This is a genomic window from Blastococcus sp. SYSU D00922 (assembly GCF_054050495.1).
The window spans coordinates 165818-182635 of sequence record NZ_JBJGZL010000002.1; the positions used below are offsets into that span (position 1 = coordinate 165818).

A 16818-nucleotide genomic window follows, 5' to 3' on the forward strand; every position below is an offset into this window, starting at 1 on the left:
ACCACAAGCCGACACCCGGCGGCTACTCCGCGCGCAGCAGCGGGGTCATGCGGGACGTCGCGTCGGCGTCGAACAGCCGGTCGTGCATGGCCAGGGCGAACCGGTCGGTCATGCCTGACACGTAGTCGACGACCTGCGTGATCGCGTCGGCCTCGCTGTCGCGGTACGACTCCGGGATCAGCTCGGGGTGGGCCAGGTGGTGGTCGACGAGCCGGCGGATGACGTCGATCGCCACGTGCTTCTTCCCGGCCGCGGTCTCCGAGGCGTAGACGCGCTCGAACATGAACGCCCGCAGCTCGTGCATGGCCTCCAGCGGCCCCGGGGACATGACGACGACCCCGGCGGTGTTCTCCGGCGACAGCGAGCCCTCGACGACGGCGTCGATCATCGTGCCGACCATCTCGCTGCCCGGTTCGCCGAAAACCTGGCGGGCGCGGGCGGGCAGGTCGTCGGGCCGGATCACGCCGGCGCGAATGGCGTCGAGCGCGTCGTGGGACAGGTAGCCGATCCGGTCGGCGTAGCGGACGCACTCCCCCTCGCGGGTCGACGGCGGCGGGTCGATCTTCCAGCTGTGCGACCGGACGCCGTCACGGACCTCCCACGTGAGGTTGAGGTGCTCGAGCACCTCGACGATGCGCACACCCTGGGCGGCGTGGTGCCAGCCACCCTCGACGTAGGGCTCCAGCGCGTCCTCGCCGAGGTGGCCGAACGGCGAGTGGCCGACGTCGTGCGCCAGCGCGATCGCCTCGGCCAGCGTCTCGTTCAGCGCGAGCGCCCGGGCCAGCGACCGGGCCACCTGGGTCACCTGGAGCGTGTGGGTGAGCCGGGTGACGAAGTGGTCGCCGTCCGGGTTGAGGAAGACCTGGGTCTTGTGCTTGAGCCGCCGGAACGCCTTGGCGTGCAGGATCCGGTCGCGGTCGCGCTCGAAGGCGGTCCGCAGCGGGTCCTCCGGTTCGGGACGGGCCCGGCCGCGGCTGGCCGCCGCACGGGTCGCCGCCGGCGCCAGGTCCTCCTCCGCGGCCTCCCGCGCCGCCCGGTCGGTGAACCGGAAGGGCGCCGTCATCCGCAGTCGCCCAGCGCCACGCCGAGCAGGGCGTCGACCGCGTCGCAGACGATCCGCGGCGACTCCTCCTCGAGATCGGCACCGCCGGCCAGGGTCTCCGCGGCCCACGCGTCGACCAGCGCGATGGCCCCCGGGCTGTCGAGGTCGTCGGCTAGCCGCTCGCGCATGCTCGTCAGCAGCGGCGCGGCGGGCGCGCCGGCGTCCAGCGCGACCGCCCGGCGCCAGGTGGCGAGGCGCTCCTCGGCGGTGCGGAGCAGGTCCGGCGTCCAGGCGCGGTCGGTGCGGTAGTGGCCCGACAGCAGCGCGAGGCGGATCGCCATCGGGTCGACGCCCTCGCCGCGCAGCTTGGAGACGAAGACCAGGTTGCCCCGGCTCTTGCTCATCTTCTCGCCGTCGAGGCCGATCATCGCCGCGTGCACGTAGGCCCGCGCGAAGGGCTTGGTGGCCGTCAGCGCCTCGGCGTGCACGGCGGAGTACTCGTGGTGCGGGAAGACCAGGTCGCTGCCACCGCCCTGCACGTCGAAGCCCATGCCGATGGTGTCGAGGGCGATCGTGGCGCACTCGATGTGCCAGCCCGGCCGCCCGGCCGTGCCGCGAGGGCCCGGCCACGACGGCTCGCCCGGCCGCTGGCCGCGCCACAGCATCGGGTCGAGCGGCTGCCGCTTGCCCGGGCGGTCGGGGTCTCCCCCCCGCTCGGCGAAGAAGCCCAGCATGGTCGCCTCGTCGTAGCGGGACTCGGAGCCGAAGCCGGGCGCCTGCGAGACGTCGTGGTAGACGTCGCCGGTGCCGTCGTCGAGGACGTAGGCGAGGTCGTCGGCCAGCAGGTCCTCGATGTGGGCGACGATCCGCGGGATCGACTCGACGGCGCCGACGTAGTCCTCCGGCGGCAGCACGCGCAGCGCGGCCATGTCCTCGCGGAACAGCGCCGTCTCCCGCATGCCGAGGACGACCCAGTCCTCACCGTCGCGGTCGGCGCGCTCGAGCAGCGGGTCGTCGATGTCGGTGACGTTCTGGACGTAGTGCACGGCGTGGCCGGCGTCCCGCCACACCCGGTTGACCAGGTCGAACGCCAGGTAGGTGGCGGCGTGGCCGAGGTGCGTGGCGTCGTAGGGCGTGATGCCGCAGACGTACATCCGGGCCGTCGGGCCGGGGCTGGTCGCCACGACCTCGCCGCGGGAGGTGTCGTGGACCTTCAGCACGGGCCCGGTCCCGGGCAGGGTCGGCAGCAGCGGAGCGGGCCAGGAGAGCACGGCACGAGACTAGTTCGGGGTGCCGACGATCTTGCGCCGCGCACGCGGGCTCCCGATCGCGGCCGTCCTCGCCTAGCGTCCGGGGCAGGCGCGGACGAGGGGGGAACCGATGGAGCTCGACGAGTACCTGCCGGTGCTGGAGAAGGCGAACGCGCGGTTCGCCGACGCCGCCGCCGAGGCGGTGCTGGCACACGGCTGGCAGGCGCACGTCCCCGGGTGCCCGGGCTGGCGGCTGAGCGACCTCGTCTGGCACCTGTCCGAGGTGCAGCATTTCTGGGCGTGGGTGGTGCGGACGCGCGCGCCCGACCCTTCGGCCTACGTCGAGCCGGCTCGCCGTCCGGACGACGAGCTGCTGGGCTGGCTCACCGCCCGCAACGCGGAGCTGGAGACCGTGCTGGCGGGCGCGGACCCGCACGAGCGGGTGTGGACGTGGGCGGCCCGGCAGGACGTCGGGTTCGTGCTGCGCCGCCAGGCGCAGGAGGCGACCGTGCACACGGTCGACGTCGAGCAGGTCCTCGGCGACGTCCGCCCGATCCCCACCGACGTCGGCCTCGACGGGATCGACGAGTGGCTGGAGGTCATGGTCCCGGGCGCGCTCCCCGACGGGCCGCCCGCGAACGCGCACCCCGTCGTCCTGCACGCCGTCGACGCCGACGCGGAACGCACGCTGTTCCCGGGCACCCGCCCGTTCCCGATCGCGGCGCTGACCGGCACCGCGGGCGACCTGCTCCTGGCCCTCTGGCGCCGCGTCCCGATGGAGGTGCTCACGGTGGACGGCGACGGTCTCCAGGCCGCCGCGATGATCGACCTCGTGACGCTCGAGTGACCGCGCCGGGGTACGCCCCGCTGCCGGACTTCGCCGCCTGGCGGTTCGACGACGCCGTCGACGGCTTCGAGGTGGTCTACCCCTCGCCCCGCAGGCTGCGCGGGCACACGACGGCCGTCGAGGACGGGCTCCCCTACGCCGTCTCCTACGACATCGCCCTCGACGAGGGGTGGCGCACGCGCGAGGTCCACGTCAGCTCCGAGACCGTGAGCGGCCGGCGGTCCACGGTCCTGCTGTCGGACGGCGACGGTCGGTGGACGGTCGACGGCGTGCCGGCGCCGCACCTGGACGGCCTGGTGGACGTCGACCTCGAGGCGTCGGCGTGCACCAACACGCTGCCGGTGCACCGGCTCTCCCTCGCGGACGGCGAGCTGACCGCGGCGCCGGCGGTGTACGTGCGCGCCCTCGACGTGTCGGTGACCCGCCTCGACCAGACCTACCGCCGGCGGGGGGCGCTGACGTTCGACTACACGTCCGAGGGCGGCGCCTTCCGGGCGGTGCTCGAGTACGACGCCGCGGGGCTGGTGGTCGACTACCCCGGCATCGCGCGCCGCTTCGCCTGAGCGCCGGTCAGGAGAGGAGCGCGGCCAGCCGGTGCAGGGCCATCCGCCAACCGAGCTCGTTCACCGACGGGTCGACGCCGTCCGGCACGCCCTCGTGGACGGCCTCGAGCTCGGTGCCCCCGTCCCGGTCGGTCAGCGTCATGGTCAGGGTCATCTCCCCGCTCATCACCGGGTCGGCGGTCTCGAACTCGTCGACCTCCACGACGAGCTCGTCCGGCACGAGCCGGGTGAAGCGGGCGCGGTAGACGTCCGCGTGCGCGGTCGTCTTGCCGTGCGCGTCCGGCGACACGTAGGTCAGCGTGACCCGGAAGCTCCCGTCCTCCTGCGGCTCCACGACGCTGGTCATGCCGTCGGGGAACCGCCAGCGGCCCAGCTGCTCGGGGTCGGTGAGCGCCCGGTACACCGCCGCTCGGGGCGCCTGGAGCAGGGTGGTGACGCGGGTGGTGCTCACGGCCAGGTGACCGCGTGCTTCTCGAACGCCTCCCCCGTCTGGATGCCGACGACGCAGAACACCAGCCCGGCCGGGTCGAGCATCTGCCAGAAGGAGCCCATGTCGCGGTGCCGGGTGGCCCCGAGCGCCTCCAGCCGGGCGACCTCGACCGGGATGTCGTCGGTCTCGATGTCGACGTGCCAGCGCGGCGGCGTCCCCTCGCCGGTCCGCTGGATCTCGACGTGCCAGCCGTCGGCGAAGGAGCCGAGGGAGGCCCACTTCTCGTCGGTGTGGTCGGGCTCCGCGCTGCGACCGGTGGCGCCGGCCCAGAAGTCGGTGCCGGCGACGTGGTGCTCCGGCGGCAGGTCGAGCAGCAGGATCGAGAGACGCGAGCGGTGCGGCATGGCGGTGATCCTGGACCACGGCACCGACGAGATCTGCACACTCGCCCGCATCAGGACGCTGATGGGGGCGAGTGTGCAGATCTCGTCGTGCTCAGAAGGGGGGCCAGGGCAGGGCGGGCCACTCGCCGCTCGGCTCGGGGTGGCGGCCGGTGCGCAGCAGCTCGGCGACCCGCCGCTGCGTCGCCCGCACCTCGCCGCGGGTCAGGTGCTCGTGCAGCTGCTCGCCGAGGTCGTCGCGCAGCTCGTCGCCCAGCCGCTCCAGGACCTCCACGGCCTCCTCGGTCAGCCGCTTGTTCGCCCACCGCCACAGCAGGGTGCGCAGCTTCGGGTCCACGGAGAAGCAGATGCCGTGGTCGACGCCGTACACGTGGCCGTCGGGCATCGGGATGATGTGCCCGCCCTTGCGGTCGGCGTTGTTCACCACCGCGTCGAAGACCGCCATCCGCCGCAGCGCGGGGTCGTCCCGGCGGACGAACGCGGCCAGGTCGACCGTCTCGTCGCCGTCCATCCAGAGCTGGACCATGCCGGGGCCGAATGGGCCGTCGCGCAGCACCGTGGGCGGCACCACGCGCCAGCCGGTCGCCTCGGACACCAGGAACGCCGAGATCTCCCGGCCGGCGAGGGTGCCGTCCGGGAAGTCCCACAGCGGGCGCTCCCCCGCCACGGGCTTGTAGACGCACTCGGCGGCGAGGTCCCCGCAGCGGATGGAGCCGACCAGCGTCACGTTGGAGGCGTCCAGCATGCGGCCCTCGAGGTCGATGACGCCCTCGCGCAGCAGCTGCAGCGCCTCACCGTCGTCGGCCGGTGGGCGCAGGTCCGGCTCGACCGGTTGCTCGCTCATGGGGAGCCGCCGGTCAGCGGCGGTAGCCGTTCTGCCGGGGGCACACGTGCCCGGCCGGGTCCAGCGGCAGGGAGCACAGCGGGCACGGCGGGCGGCCGGCGGCCACCACGCGGCGGGCCCGCGCCACGAAGGCACGGGCCGCCATCGGCGTGATCGTCACCCGCAGCGCGTCGGGGCCGTCCTCGCTGTCGGAGAGGATCGCCTCCTCGTCGATGGGCTCGTCGCCCGCGGCGACCGCCTCGACGACGACGGCCTCGGCGGAGCCGTCCCAGGCCAGCCCCATCGCGGCGACGCGGAACTCCTCGTCGACCGGCGCGGTCAGCGGCTCGAGGTCGTCGGGCTCCGCCTCCGCCGGGATGATCGTGTTCGCCCGCCCGGCCACCTCGTCGAGCAGCTCGTTCATGCGGTCGGCGAGGACCTGCACCTGCGTCTTCTCCAGCGCGACGCTGACCGTGCGGCCGGTCTCGTCGGAGGCCTGGAGGTAGAAGGTGCGGTCCCCGGGCTGGCCCACGGTGCCTGCGACGAATCGGGTCGGACGTTCGAAGAGATGGACCTGACGGGGCACGCGCCCAGGTTACGCGGAGGGGCCGACGTCCGGCTCCGACGACGCCGAGGTCAGACGGTCGTGCCCGCTCCCCCGCCCACCACGGCGTCGGAGGACCGCGTGGCCCGCCGGCGCCGGCGCGGCGGCGGTATGAGCGCCGACACGTCGCCGCCGGTGTCGTTCACCCGCACCACGAAGGGGCGGGTCTCGGTGTAGGTGACCACCGAGATCGAGGCGGGGTCGACGACGATCCGCTGGAACTGGTCCAGGTGCAGGCCCAGGGCGTCGGCCAGGACCGCCTTGATCACGTCGCCGTGGCTGCAGGCCAGCCAGACGGCGGCCGGGCCGAGCTGCGCGTTCCAGGACCGGACGGCGGCCACCGCGCGGGCCTGGGTCTGGGCCAGCCCCTCCCCCTCGGCGCCGGGGAACACCGCCGCGGACGGGTGCTGCTGGACGACCTTCCAGAGCGGCTCCTTGGCCAGCTCCTTGATGGCCCGGCCGGTCCAGTCGCCGTAGCGGGCCTCCCCCAGCCGGTCGTCCTTCCGCACCTCGAGATCCCGTCCGGCCGCGATCGCGGCGGCGGTCTGCAGGCACCGGTCCAGCGGGCTGCTGACGACGGCGGCCAGGGGCACCTTCGCCAGCCGCTCCCCCACGGCCGCGACCTGGGCCGCGCCGGTCTCGTCGAGCTGCACGCCCGGCGTCCAGCCGGCGAGGACGCCGCCGGTGTTGGCCGTCGTCCGCCCGTGGCGGAGCAGGATCACCGTGGTCACGGGCGAGAGCCTATGTGGGGCTGAGCACCCCGGCGCCGACCAGCGCGAGGACGACCAGGCCCAGCACGATGCGGTAGACCACGAACGGCAGGAAGCTGCCGCGGTCCAGATAGCGCAGCAGCCAGGCGATCACGGTCAGGCCCACACCGAAGCCGATGACGGTGGCGAGGATCGTCGGCCCCCAGTCCACCCCCTGGCCCTCGACGTCGCCGGTGAGCGCCTCGTACGCCTGGAAGAGCCCCGACCCCAGGACGGCGGGGATCGCGAGCAGGAACGAGTAGCGGGCCGCCGCCGCCCGCGAGTACCCGAGGAACAGGCCGGCGGTGATCGTGCCGCCGGAGCGGGACACCCCCGGGATCAGCGCCATCGCCTGGGCGAACCCGAACCCGATGCCGTGCGGGACGGTGAGGTCGGCCAGCTCCCGCTTCTTGGACCCGACCCGGTCGGCCCAGAACAGGATCAGCGAGAACGCGACGAGGCAGATCGCGACGATCCGCAGGTCGCGCAGCGTCGTCTCGATGTCGTCCTGGAACAGCAGGCCGAGGACGACGATCGGGATGCTGCCGACGATGATCAGCCACCCCATGCGGGCGTCGGGATCACCCTTGCGGCGGCCGGCCAGCGAGCCGACCCAGGCGACGACGATCCGCCAGATGTCCTTGCGGAAGTAGAGCAGGACGGCGGCCTCGGTGCCGATCTGGATGATCGCGGTGAAGGCGGCACCCGCGTCCTCCCAGCCGAACAGCTCCCCGACGAGGCGCAGGTGGGCGCTGGAGGAGATCGGCAGGAACTCGGTCAGCCCCTGGACGACGCCCAGGACGACGGCCTCGAGCCAGCCCATCAGCGGGTTCCCGCCCGGTCGGAGCGGACAGGTCGGGACGCGGGTCGGGCGGGCACGACCGCTCACCCTAGGCGGCACCGCCCGGACGCCCGGCGCGCCGCTCCGGGCACCCGGGTGCTCCCCGGTGCCGGTCGGTGTCCGCCGGTAGGTTGGCCGGTCGTGGAGCAACGCACGCTGGGACGCAGTGGTCTGGTCGTGTCCCGGCTGGCGCTGGGCACGATGACGTGGGGCCGGGACACCGACGAGGACGAGGCCGCCATGCAGCTCACGGCCTTCGTCGACGCCGGCGGCACGCTCATCGACACCGCCGACGTCTACTGCGACGGCGAGAGCGAGCGCACCCTGGGTCACCTGCTGGCCGACGTCGTCCCCCGCTCCGACGTCCTCGTCGCGACCAAGGCCGTCGGCCGGACCGCGCCCGGCCCGATGGGCCGCGGCGCCTCGCGCGGGCACCTGCTGGCCGCCCTCGACGCCTCGCTGGAGCGCCTCGGCCTCGACCACGTCGACCTGTGGCAGCTGCACGCCTGGGACGAGACGACGCCGCTCGAGGAGACCCTCGCCGCCTGCGACCTCGCCGTCAGCTCGGGCCGCGCCCGGTACGTCGGCATCAGCAACTTCACCGGCTGGCAGACCGCGCAGGCGGCCACCTGGCAGCGCGCCTGGCCCGGGCGCACGCCGATCGTGAGCACCCAGGTCGAGTACTCCCTGCTGCAGCGCGGCGTCGAGCGCGAGGTCGTGCCCGCCGCCGAGGCGATGGGCCTGGGCGTCCTCCCGTGGTCACCGCTGGGCCGGGGCCTGCTCACCGGCAAGTACCGGCACAGCACGCCGTCGGAGTCGCGCGGCGCCTCCCCGCAGTGGCAGGGCTTCATCGACGGGCTGCGCTCGGCCAAGGCCGACCGGATCGTCGAGGCCGTCATCACCGCGGCTGAGGGCCTGGGCACCACTCCCCTGGCCGTCGCTCTGGCCTGGGTGCGCGACCGGCCGGGCGTCGTCGCCCCCATCGTCGGGGCGCGCACCGCTCAGCAGCTGCAGGCCAGCCTGGACGCCGAGAAGGTCCGCCTCCCGGCCGCGATCCGCACCGCGCTCGAGGACGTCTCCGCGCCGACGTTCAGCTACCCCGAACGCCGGTCCGAGGCATGACGGCGGCGGCGACGCCGGCGGCCGGCGGCGATCCGGTCTTCGCCGCCTTCTGCGCCGCCGGGCTGTGGCCGGGGCTGGGCCGGCGGACGGCGGCGGAGCTCCCCGCGGCCGGCATCACCGCTCCGGACGACGTCACCGCCGACCGGCTGGTGAAGCTGCCGCGCGTCGGCCGGCAGCGCGCCGAGCGGCTGTTCTCCAGCTTCCTGTCCGCGCAGCCGACCTACGAGGTCGTCGAGCTGCTGGTCGGGGCCGGGCTGCAGGCCAAGCTGGCGTCGGGCGTCGCCGACGCGCTCGGTCCCGACGCCGCCCGCCGGCTGCGCGACGACCCCTGGGCGCTGCTGAGCCTCTCCGGCGTCACGCTCGGGGACGCCGACCGGCTGGCGATCGCGATCCTCAAGGGCGCCGACCGGCAGGACAGCCGGCGGGGCCGGGCGATCGTCGGCCTGACGCTGCGGACGGCGACCCGCGACGGGCACACCGTGCTCCCGGCAGACCTGGTGGTCGCCGCGCTGCAGGCGGAGGGCATCGCGGACCCGGCCGCAGCGATCGTGGCGGCCGTGGAGTCCGGCGACGTGCTGGAGCACGAGCCGCCGGAGCCGGACGACCCGGAAGCGGAGCCCGACGCATCCCTCCGGTCGCTGTCGCTCGCCCGCTACGGGATGGCGGAGGAGGCGGTCGCGGAGGGCATCGCCCGGCTGGCCGCGTCCGCCGAGCTCATCGCGGATCCGCTGTCGGTCCGCAAGGTCTCGAAGGGCCTGGACAAGGCGCAGACGGCGGCCGTCGCCCAGGTGCTCGGCTCCGGCGTCAGCCTGCTCACCGGCGGTCCGGGCACCGGCAAGAGCCGCACGGTCGCGGCCGTGGTGCAGCTCCTGCGGGGCAAGGGCACGGAGATCGCGCTCGCCGCGCCGACCGGCCGGGCCGCGAAGCGGCTGGAGGAGCTCACCGACCACCCGGCGACGACGGTGCACCGGCTGCTCGGCGCGCAGGGCATGACCGGCGGGTTCGCCCGCAACGAGGAGTGGCCGCTGGACGCCGAGGTCGTCGTCGTCGACGAGGCGTCGATGCTCGACGTCGAGCTGACCGCGGCGCTGCTGGAGGCCTGCCCCGACGGCACGCACCTGCTGCTGGTCGGCGACCCGGCGCAGCTGCCCTCGATCGGCCCCGGCCACGTGCTGGGCGACATCATCGACTCCGGCGCGGTGCCGGTGACCGAGCTGACCACGCTGTACCGGCAGGCCGAGGGTGGCGCGATCGCCCGGCTGGCGACGGCGGTCCGCGGTGGCGAGCTGCCGCCGGTCGACTCCCCCGACCGCGAGGTCGTCGTGGTCCCGGCGACCGGCAGCGCCGAGGCCGCGCGGCGGGTGGTCCAGCTGGTCACCGACTCGATCCCGCGGGCGCTCGGGATCCCGGCGACGTCGGTGCAGGTGGTGACGCCGGTGCACCGCGGGCCGGCCGGCACGATCGAGCTCAACAAGGCGCTCAAGGCGCAGCTCAACCCGGGCGAGGGCACCGTGTTCGGCTTCGACGCCGGCGACCGCGTCGTGGCCACCGCCAACCACCTGGACCTGGAGCCGATCGGCTTCGCGAACGGCGAGGTGGGCGTGGTGACCGGCACCGGCGAGGGGTCGCTGACCGTCGACTTCTCCTCCGGGCCGGTGACCGTCACCGGCGACGCGCTGCCCGACCTCCGGCACGGCTGGGCGATCACCGTGCACCGCGCCCAGGGGTCGGAGTGGCCGGGTGTGGTCGTCGTCCTGCCGCCCGAGGCAGGGGGGATGCTGTCGCGGCCGCTGGTCTACACCGCGCTCACCCGCGCGCAGAGCCACCTGTCGATCGTGCACGCGAGCGGTGCCGCGCTGGCCCGCGCCGTGCGCGAGGTCGACGTCCGGCCCCGGCGCACCCGGCTGGCCACGCTGCTGGGCGACCTCGGGGACCTGACCGGCTGATCCCCGTCAGCCGTGCAGGGTCGGCCGGTAGACGAGCTCCTGGATGCGGCCGTCGAGCGTCCGGCTGGAGATGAGGTCGAGGTCGAAGTCGGCCGCGCCCCGGAAGACCGGATCGGTCCCGGTGCGCCCGGTGATCACCGGGAAGACCGTCAGCTGGACGAGGTCCACCAGCCCCGCGGCCATCAGCGCCCGGTTCATCGACAGGCTGCCGTGCGAGCGCAGCGGCAGGTCGGACTCCTCCTTGAGCGCGGCGACGACCTCGACCGCGTCGCCGCGCACGAGCGTGGCGTCCGGCCAGTCCAAGGGGCCCTCGAGGGTCGTCGACACCACTGTCGTCGGGAGGTTCTTCATCCGGGCGTTCAGCGGGTCGTCGGCCTCGTCGACCCAGCCGAGGAAGTGCAGGAACTCCCGGAACGTGTTCGCGCCCAGGACCAGGCGCTGCTCCTGCTGGTACTGCGCGAGGCGGCGGTCGAGGAACTCGGGCCCCTGCTTGCCCCAGAAGCCGCCCCAGTCGCCGTCCTCCCCGTAGGAGCCGAAGCCGTCGAGGGTCGCGAAGACGTCGAAGGTGTAGACGGCGGTCATGCGTCCTCCCCTGGGGTGCGGTTGCGTCACCGGAGGAGACCGGTGGCGACCGCGGGACTCATCGTGCCGCTGTCATCCGCGCAGCAGGCGGCTGCGCGCGGTGCAGGTCAGGCGGCCGATGGCCGGTGCCAGCTCGCCGGCGCAGCTCACGGGCCGGCCGAACGGGATCCGCACGTCCTGGTGGCCGGCGGGTCGCTCCACGCGCAGCCGGAACCCGAACCTGTCGAGCCCGAGCGGGCGCAACTCGTCGTCCGGGCCGAGGGAGCCGGGCGGCAGCAGGCCCCCGAGCAGGGCGAGGAACTCGGGGTGGTCGCCGTCCAGGTGGGCCAGGTGCTCGGCCTCCACCGCTGACAGCGGGTCCGGCCGGGCGGCCAGGAACTCCAGGGGGCTCACGTCGACCGCGGCCCCGCCCTCACCGAGCACCACCTCGGCCAGGTCGAGGCGGAACAGGGTGACCGTCCGGCCGACGTCGAGGAGCACCTCGCTGGGGCGGACGTCGGCGAAGGCCAGCACGGCGGCCCGCTCGTCGCGCGACGGGACGGGCGTGAGCCACCCCGACAGCCACAGCTGTGCGCGAACCGGCCGGCGCAGGGGCACGGGCGCGTGGTCGGTGACCATCACCAGGGCCGACAGGTCCGAGCCCGGTGCGGAGGCCACCGCGCGGGCCAGGTCGCCGTCGGACGGGACGGCGACGAGCACCTGGTCCCCCTCGGTGACCGCGTGGGCCAGCACCCGGGTGCCCTCGACGCCGACGGCACAGACGCTGGCGCCGGCCCGGCCGGCAACGGTGCGGGCGCGTTCGGCGGGACCCGGGCGCAGGGCGTCGACGTCGGGACGCTCGGGCTCCGGCGCCGGACGGCTCGGACAGGTCGGCATGGCACGCTCCTCCATTTGGTTAGGGCAGCCTAACCAAACCGGAGGAGGGCACGGAAGTCCTCAGCTAAGGACGTCGTCCTCGTCGACGGGCACGTCGGCCTCCTGCTCGAGGACGTCGGCCTCGTTCGCCTCCCGGTCCCCCACCGGCCGCAGGGGGTTGCCCGCCTCGCCGGGACGGGCCGACAGCTGCTGCTCCAGCGCATCGGCCTCCGGGACACCCTCGCCCGGGCCGGTGGCGTCGCCGGCCGAGGTCACCGCCGGCGGGTCCAGGAGGGCCTCCTGCTCCGCGCGGTCGGCGTCGGGCACCTCGTTCGGGATGCCAGGTCCGGTCACGTCGTCCTCCTCCGGTCGTGCGCTGACGGGTCGCTCCCATCCTGACCGACGTGACCGGCCGGGGCAGACCGGAGATGTCAGCCGGGCCACGATCGCGTGACGTCCCGGCCTGGTGCGTGCACAATCGCAGGCGATGGAGGCGGCCGGCGATTACCAGTACGCGCCGCTGCGGATCCCTCCGGGCACGTCCCGGTCCGCAGCGGCGACCATGCTGAGCCTCCAGGCCGACACCGGCGGCTGGGAGCTCGCCCGGCTCCAGCTCCACCCCGACGGCACGCGCAAGGTCATCCTGCGCCGACGTGCCCGCCTGTCCTACCTGCCGCTGCCGGTCATCTAGCCGAGCCAGTGCGGCGGAGCCGACACGGCGACAGGTAGCCGTGTCGACATGTCGCCGCGCGCCGCGGTCACCTGCGGCTGGGTGAGGAAGAGGACCCCGCTCAGGTCGGCACCGCGCAGGTCGGCGGCCCGCAGGTCGGCGCCCAGCAGGTCCGCCCGCCCCAGGTCGATGCCGCGCAGGTCGGCCCCGATCAGGTAGGCGCCGCGCAGGCCGGCGTCCCGCAGCCGCGCCCGGCGGAGGTCGCGTCCCATCAGGTCGGCCCCGCGCCGGTCCGGCCCTCCGGGCCCGCGGACCGCCTCGCTGACCGAGGCGAGCAGCTCCCCCACCCGCGCCCGGTGGGCCGCGACGTCGAGGGCGGCCAGCTCGTCCGCCGTCCCGGCCGCCAGGCGCTCGGTCAGCTCCTCGAGCTCACCGACCTCCCGCGCGCCGGTCAGGGACCGGGCCTCGGCGAGGTACCAGAGGGCCTCGTGCAGCTGCCGCACCACGCCCAGGACGGCGAACTGCGCCGCGGCCAGCTCGGGTGCCTCGCGCCAGCTGCGGCCGTCGAACGTCTCCTGGGTGATCCGCTGACCGGCGCCGAAGCAGTCGAACACCGTGCACCCCGGGAAGCCGCGCTCGCGCAGCTGAGCGTGGATGCCGCAGCGGAAGTCCTCGCGCAGGTTCGGGCAGGCCACCCCGGCCGGCTTGTCGATCGCGAAGTCGGCGGAGGCGGCGAACGCCGGCGCGACGCAGCACAGGCCGGCGCACCGCGAGCAGTCCGCCCGCAGGTGCGCCCGCTCGTCGATCAGCCGCAGCTCCGTCACGGCCCCACGGTAGTTACGGGACGAGGACGACCTTGCCCACGGTCTCGCGCGACGCGAGCTTCAGCAGGGCCTGCGGCGCCTCCTCCAGGGGGTGCACCGACCCGACCAGCGGGTCGACGTCGCCTGACTTGACGAGCTTCACCAGCTCGTCGTGGACCTGGCCGAAGATCGCCGGCTCGTGCTTGCGGTACAGGCCCCAGTGCAGGCCGACGACGCTGTAGTTCTTCACCAGCAGGTGGTTCGCGCGGGCCTCGGGCATCCGGCCGCTGGTGAAGCCGACGACGACCAGCCGCCCCTCGAACGCGATGCACTTGGTGCTCTTGTCGAAGACGTCGCCGCCGACCGGGTCGTAGACGATGTCGGCCCCGTGCCCGCCGGTGACCTCCTTGACGACCGGCACGAAGTCCTCGGTCGTGTAGTCGACGACGTGGTCGGCGCCCAGCTGGGTGCACACCTCGGTCTTGCGCGTGCCACCGGCCGTGGCGATCACCTTCGCGCCCGCGGCCTTGGCCAGCTGGATCGCCGCCGTCCCGACACCGCCGGCACCGGCGTGCACGAGCACCCAGTCGCCGGCCTTGATGCCCGCGCGGCGGTGGAGACCGACGTAGCCGGTCTGGTAGGTCAGGTAGAGGGAGGCGGCCTTCTCGTCGGACATCTCGTCGGGCACCGGGAAGGCGCCGGCGGCGTCCATGAGCGCGTACTCGGCGAAGGCCCCGGGACCGCCGGACGGCGAGCCGATGACCCGCTGTCCGGTCTCGACGATCTCGCCGCACAGCTCCACGCCCGGCGTGTAGGGCAGCGGCGGCTTCTCCTGGTACATGCCCATCGCCATGAGGACGTCGGGGAAGTTCAGCGCGGCCGCCCGCACCTTCACCAGCACCTGGCCCTCGCCCGGGGTGGGCTGGTCGACCTCGTCGAGGCTCATGACCTTGGAGGGGTCGCCGAGTTCGTGTACCCGCCATGCACGCATGGCCCCGACAGTGCCAGACGCCCCGTGACCGCCGTCACCGGGTCCCGTGATCAGGGTCCCTGATCATCACGGGCCTTCCCTCGTGGTCGACCACGAGGGAAGAACCGGAATCGTGAGGGAGGACGAGCGTCAGCGCATGGACGGCGGGCGCAGCGCCTCCGGGACGACGGCGGTCTCGCCGCTCTCCGTCTTCGCCGACGGCACGCCCTTGAACCTGTACGGCACGACGCCGACGCCGGGCTGGATGACGTACGCAGCCCCCGGCTCGGCCGACGTCCAGGCCATGACCATCGCGTCGGCGACCTCCTCGGCCGACAGCACCGGGAAGTTCGCGGCCGTGAACTGGTCGCGGATGCGGTCGATGATCGCGGTGTCGGCGAAGCCCGGGCAGATCGCCGAGATGGTGATGCCGTCCCGCTGCAGCCGCGGAGCCATCGACCGGACGAACGCGATCGCACCGCCCTTGGCCACGCTGTAGCCGGGGTCGCCGGCCATCGGCGAGAGCCCGGCCAGGGACGCGGTCACGACGATCGCCCCTCCCCCGGCCCGCTTGATCGCCGGCCGGGCGGCCTGGGCGCCGTAGACGACGCCGAAGAGGTCGATGTTCACGACCTTCATGAACTCGTCGAGGTCGAGCGCGTCGTCGGACTTCGCCGCGGAGATGCCGGCGTTCAGGTAGGCGGCGTCGAGCCGGCCGTGTTCGGCCTCGATCTGCGCGACGACGGCCTCGTTGGCGGCGAGGTCGGTGACGTCCAGCGGCAGGAACGGGCAGCCGAGGTCGGCGGCCACCTGGCGGTTGCGCTCGGAGTCCAGGTCGGTGAGGACGACGGTGACGTCGTGCGCCCTCAGCTTGGTGGCGAGGGCGCGGCCGAAGCCGCCGGTCCCCCCGGTGATGAGGGCGACAGAACCGGGCGCGGGTGTGGGAGTCGTCACTGCCCCATCATGCCGAGCGCAGGAACCGGTCGAGCACCCGGATGCCGAACTTCAGCGACTCCACCGGAACCCGCTCGTCGATGCCGTGGAACAGCGACGCGAAGTCCAGCTCCGGCGGCAGCCGCAGCGGCGAGAAGCCGAAGCACCGCATGCCCAGCGTCTGGAAGCTCTTGGCGTCGGTGCCGCCGCTCATCGTGAACGGCACCGGCCGCGCGCCGTCGTCCTCGGCCTTGAGCGCGGCCACCATCTGGTCGACCAGCGGGCCGTCGAACGTCGTCTCGACCGCCTGGTCGTGGACGATCCAGTCGCGCTGGATGCCCTCGCCGATGAGCGAGGCGAGCTGCCGCTCGAACTCCTCGTGCTGGCCGTAGAGGAAGCGGCCGTCGACGGTCGCCGACGCCGTCCCGGGGATGACGTTGGCCTTGTAGCCGGCGTCGACCATCGTCGGGTTGGCGGTGTTCCGCAGCGCGGCCCCGATCATCCGGCTGATGCTGCCCAGCCGGGCCAGGGCCTGCTCGGGCTCGTCCGGGTCGATCTCGATGCCGTAGGCGTCCTCGACGGCGGCGAGGAACTCGCGCATCGGCGGGGTGAGGACGGTCGGCAGCCGGGCAGATCCGAGCCGTGCGACGGCCTGGCAGAGCCGGGTGACGGCGTTGTCGTCGTGCACGAACGAGCCGTGCCCCGGTTTGCCCGACGCGGTGAGCCGCATCCAGGCGAGGCCCTTCTCGGCGGTCTGCACGAGGTAGAGGCGCAGGTCGTCGCGGACGGTGATGGAGAAGCCGCCCACCTCGCTGATCGCTTCGGTGCAGCCCTCGAACAGGTCGGGGTGCTCGTCGACCATCCAGCGGGCGCCGAGCTTGCCGCCGGCCTCCTCGTCGGCGAGGAACGCCAGCACGATGTCGCGGGGCGGCTGGACCCCGGTACGGGCCCAGTCGCGCACCAGCGCCAGCACCATCGCGTCCATGTCTTTCATGTCCACGGCGCCGCGGCCCCAGATGTAGCCGTCGCGCTCCTCGCCGGAGAACGGGTGCACGCTCCACTCGTCCGGGTCGGCGGGAACGACGTCGAGGTGCCCGTGGACCAGCAGCGCCGGGCGGCTGCGGTCGGCGCCGGGGATGCGCGCCACCAGGCTGGCCCGGCCGCGCTCGGACTCGTGGATCTCCGACTCGATGCCGACGTCGGCCAGCTTGCAGGCCACCCACTCGGCGGCCGACCGCTCCCCCGCGCTCGTCGCGGTGTCGCCGGTGTTCGTCGTGTCGATCCGGATGAGATCGGACAGCAGTTCGGCGACCTCGTCCTGGGCTGCGGCGAGGGGCTGGGGGGTGGGCTCGGCCATGGGCTGATCGTGCCACCGTCGGCCGTCATC

At 74.0% G+C, this 16818-nt stretch carries 20 protein-coding genes; 5 read left to right on the top strand and 15 right to left on the bottom strand.

Translation table 11 applies throughout. The features are described 5' to 3' along the window. Positions 1-22: 22 nt before the first annotated feature. Both ACI78T_RS03430 and mshC read right to left on the bottom strand, forming a co-directional pair. Entirely contained in the window at positions 23-1063 is a 1041-nt protein-coding gene (locus ACI78T_RS03430; protein WP_456556670.1) for an HD domain-containing protein, read from the bottom strand. Then, the gene (mshC, locus tag ACI78T_RS03435; RefSeq protein ID WP_456556671.1) at positions 1060-2313 is read right to left on the bottom strand and encodes a cysteine--1-D-myo-inosityl 2-amino-2-deoxy-alpha-D-glucopyranoside ligase; all 1254 of its coding nucleotides are present in this window, start codon (positions 2311-2313) and stop codon (positions 1060-1062) included. The genes ACI78T_RS03430 and mshC overlap by 4 nt, the downstream gene beginning before the upstream one ends. Before the next feature lie 109 nt (positions 2314-2422). On the opposite strand from mshC, the gene ACI78T_RS03440 reads away from it, so the two are divergent. Further along, a complete protein-coding gene (locus ACI78T_RS03440) occupies positions 2423-3139 on the top strand; it encodes a maleylpyruvate isomerase family mycothiol-dependent enzyme (protein WP_456556672.1) in 717 nt (238 codons plus the stop codon). Next, complete coding sequence (locus ACI78T_RS03445; protein WP_456556673.1) at positions 3136-3702, top strand: putative glycolipid-binding domain-containing protein; 567 nt, start codon at positions 3136-3138, stop codon at positions 3700-3702. The genes ACI78T_RS03440 and ACI78T_RS03445 overlap by 4 nt, the downstream gene beginning before the upstream one ends. Positions 3703-3709: 7 nt before the next feature. Here ACI78T_RS03445 and ACI78T_RS03450 read toward each other — a convergent pair whose 3' ends face one another. The 6 genes from ACI78T_RS03450 to ACI78T_RS03475 form a co-directional block, all read right to left on the bottom strand. Continuing rightward, entirely contained in the window at positions 3710-4153 is a 444-nt protein-coding gene (locus tag ACI78T_RS03450) for an SRPBCC domain-containing protein (RefSeq protein ID WP_456556674.1), read from the bottom strand. Continuing rightward, positions 4150-4536 carry a VOC family protein gene (locus ACI78T_RS03455; RefSeq protein WP_456556675.1) on the bottom strand — a complete coding sequence of 129 codons (387 nt, stop codon included), beginning with the start codon at positions 4534-4536 and terminating at the stop codon, positions 4150-4152. Before ACI78T_RS03455 ends, ACI78T_RS03450 begins: the two co-directional genes overlap by 4 nt. A gap of 91 nt (positions 4537-4627) precedes the next feature. After that, positions 4628-5377 (bottom strand): SCO1664 family protein, encoded by a 750-nt coding sequence (locus ACI78T_RS03460; protein ID WP_456556676.1) that lies wholly within the window; start codon positions 5375-5377, stop codon positions 4628-4630. 13 nt (positions 5378-5390) lie between these two features. After that, complete coding sequence (locus tag ACI78T_RS03465; RefSeq protein ID WP_456556677.1) at positions 5391-5942, bottom strand: DUF3090 family protein; 552 nt, start codon at positions 5940-5942, stop codon at positions 5391-5393. A 50-nt stretch (positions 5943-5992) separates the two neighbouring features. Beyond that, positions 5993-6691, bottom strand: a complete 699-nt coding sequence (locus ACI78T_RS03470) for a histidine phosphatase family protein (RefSeq protein WP_456556678.1) — start codon at positions 6689-6691, stop codon at positions 5993-5995. A gap of 10 nt (positions 6692-6701) precedes the next feature. Next, positions 6702-7532: an undecaprenyl-diphosphate phosphatase gene (locus tag ACI78T_RS03475; protein ID WP_456556679.1), complete on the bottom strand. Its 831-nt coding sequence runs from the start codon at positions 7530-7532 to the stop codon at positions 6702-6704. 159 nt (positions 7533-7691) lie between these two features. Between ACI78T_RS03475 and ACI78T_RS03480 the strand changes: the two genes are divergently transcribed. Together ACI78T_RS03480 and ACI78T_RS03485 are read left to right on the top strand one after the other, a co-directional pair. After that, positions 7692-8672 carry an aldo/keto reductase gene (locus ACI78T_RS03480; protein WP_456556680.1) on the top strand — a complete coding sequence of 327 codons (981 nt, stop codon included), beginning with the start codon at positions 7692-7694 and terminating at the stop codon, positions 8670-8672. Continuing rightward, entirely contained in the window at positions 8669-10618 is a 1950-nt protein-coding gene (locus ACI78T_RS03485; RefSeq protein ID WP_456556681.1) for an AAA family ATPase, read from the top strand. Before ACI78T_RS03480 ends, ACI78T_RS03485 begins: the two co-directional genes overlap by 4 nt. A 6-nt stretch (positions 10619-10624) precedes the next feature. Here ACI78T_RS03485 and ACI78T_RS03490 read toward each other — a convergent pair whose 3' ends face one another. From ACI78T_RS03490 to ACI78T_RS03500, 3 genes are all read right to left on the bottom strand, one after another. After that, entirely contained in the window at positions 10625-11200 is a 576-nt protein-coding gene (locus ACI78T_RS03490; protein WP_456556682.1) for a dihydrofolate reductase family protein, read from the bottom strand. Between the two features lie 72 nt (positions 11201-11272). Further along, positions 11273-12076, bottom strand: coding sequence for a DUF2470 domain-containing protein (locus ACI78T_RS03495; RefSeq protein ID WP_456556683.1), 804 nt, complete (start codon positions 12074-12076; stop codon positions 11273-11275). 60 nt (positions 12077-12136) lie between these two features. Further along, positions 12137-12409 (bottom strand): hypothetical protein, encoded by a 273-nt coding sequence (locus tag ACI78T_RS03500; RefSeq protein ID WP_456556684.1) that lies wholly within the window; start codon positions 12407-12409, stop codon positions 12137-12139. Positions 12410-12542: 133 nt separating this feature from the next. Here ACI78T_RS03500 and ACI78T_RS03505 point away from each other — a divergent pair, with 133 nt between their 5' ends. Beyond that, entirely contained in the window at positions 12543-12746 is a 204-nt protein-coding gene (locus tag ACI78T_RS03505) for a DUF5703 family protein (protein WP_116451757.1), read from the top strand. Here the strand turns inward: ACI78T_RS03505 and ACI78T_RS03510 are convergent. From ACI78T_RS03510 to ACI78T_RS03525, 4 genes are all read right to left on the bottom strand, one after another. Continuing rightward, on the bottom strand, positions 12743-13549 hold the full coding sequence (locus ACI78T_RS03510) for a pentapeptide repeat-containing protein (RefSeq protein WP_456556685.1): 807 nt from the start codon (positions 13547-13549) through the stop codon (positions 12743-12745). The genes ACI78T_RS03505 and ACI78T_RS03510 overlap by 4 nt on opposite strands. 13 nt (positions 13550-13562) lie before the next feature. Beyond that, a complete protein-coding gene (locus ACI78T_RS03515; RefSeq protein ID WP_456556686.1) occupies positions 13563-14474 on the bottom strand; it encodes an NADPH:quinone oxidoreductase family protein in 912 nt (303 codons plus the stop codon). Between the two features lie 174 nt (positions 14475-14648). Beyond that, a complete protein-coding gene (locus ACI78T_RS03520) occupies positions 14649-15452 on the bottom strand; it encodes an SDR family oxidoreductase (protein WP_456556687.1) in 804 nt (267 codons plus the stop codon). Positions 15453-15459: 7 nt separating this feature from the next. Then, positions 15460-16788, bottom strand: a complete 1329-nt coding sequence (locus ACI78T_RS03525) for a M20/M25/M40 family metallo-hydrolase (RefSeq protein WP_456556688.1) — start codon at positions 16786-16788, stop codon at positions 15460-15462. Positions 16789-16818 lie beyond the last annotated feature (30 nt).

What these genes read in the sequence shown, in the direction of transcription:
- ACI78T_RS03430 (WP_456556670.1), bottom strand. Translation starts at nt 1,063, where the DNA reads ATGACGGCGCCCTTCCGGTTCACCGACCGGGCGGCGCGGGAGGCCGCG.
- ACI78T_RS03440 (WP_456556672.1), top strand. Translation starts at nt 2,423, where the DNA reads ATGGAGCTCGACGAGTACCTGCCGGTGCTGGAGAAGGCGAACGCGCGG.
- ACI78T_RS03455 (WP_456556675.1), bottom strand. Translation starts at nt 4,536, where the DNA reads ATGCCGCACCGCTCGCGTCTCTCGATCCTGCTGCTCGACCTGCCGCCG.
- ACI78T_RS03460 (WP_456556676.1), bottom strand. Translation starts at nt 5,377, where the DNA reads ATGAGCGAGCAACCGGTCGAGCCGGACCTGCGCCCACCGGCCGACGAC.
- ACI78T_RS03475 (WP_456556679.1), bottom strand. Translation starts at nt 7,532, where the DNA reads ATGGGCTGGCTCGAGGCCGTCGTCCTGGGCGTCGTCCAGGGGCTGACC.
- ACI78T_RS03485 (WP_456556681.1), top strand. Translation starts at nt 8,669, where the DNA reads ATGACGGCGGCGGCGACGCCGGCGGCCGGCGGCGATCCGGTCTTCGCC.
- ACI78T_RS03490 (WP_456556682.1), bottom strand. Translation starts at nt 11,200, where the DNA reads ATGACCGCCGTCTACACCTTCGACGTCTTCGCGACCCTCGACGGCTTC.
- ACI78T_RS03495 (WP_456556683.1), bottom strand. Translation starts at nt 12,076, where the DNA reads ATGCCGACCTGTCCGAGCCGTCCGGCGCCGGAGCCCGAGCGTCCCGAC.
- ACI78T_RS03505 (WP_116451757.1), top strand. Translation starts at nt 12,543, where the DNA reads ATGGAGGCGGCCGGCGATTACCAGTACGCGCCGCTGCGGATCCCTCCG.
- ACI78T_RS03515 (WP_456556686.1), bottom strand. Translation starts at nt 14,474, where the DNA reads ATGAGCCTCGACGAGGTCGACCAGCCCACCCCGGGCGAGGGCCAGGTG.
- ACI78T_RS03525 (WP_456556688.1), bottom strand. Translation starts at nt 16,788, where the DNA reads ATGGCCGAGCCCACCCCCCAGCCCCTCGCCGCAGCCCAGGACGAGGTC.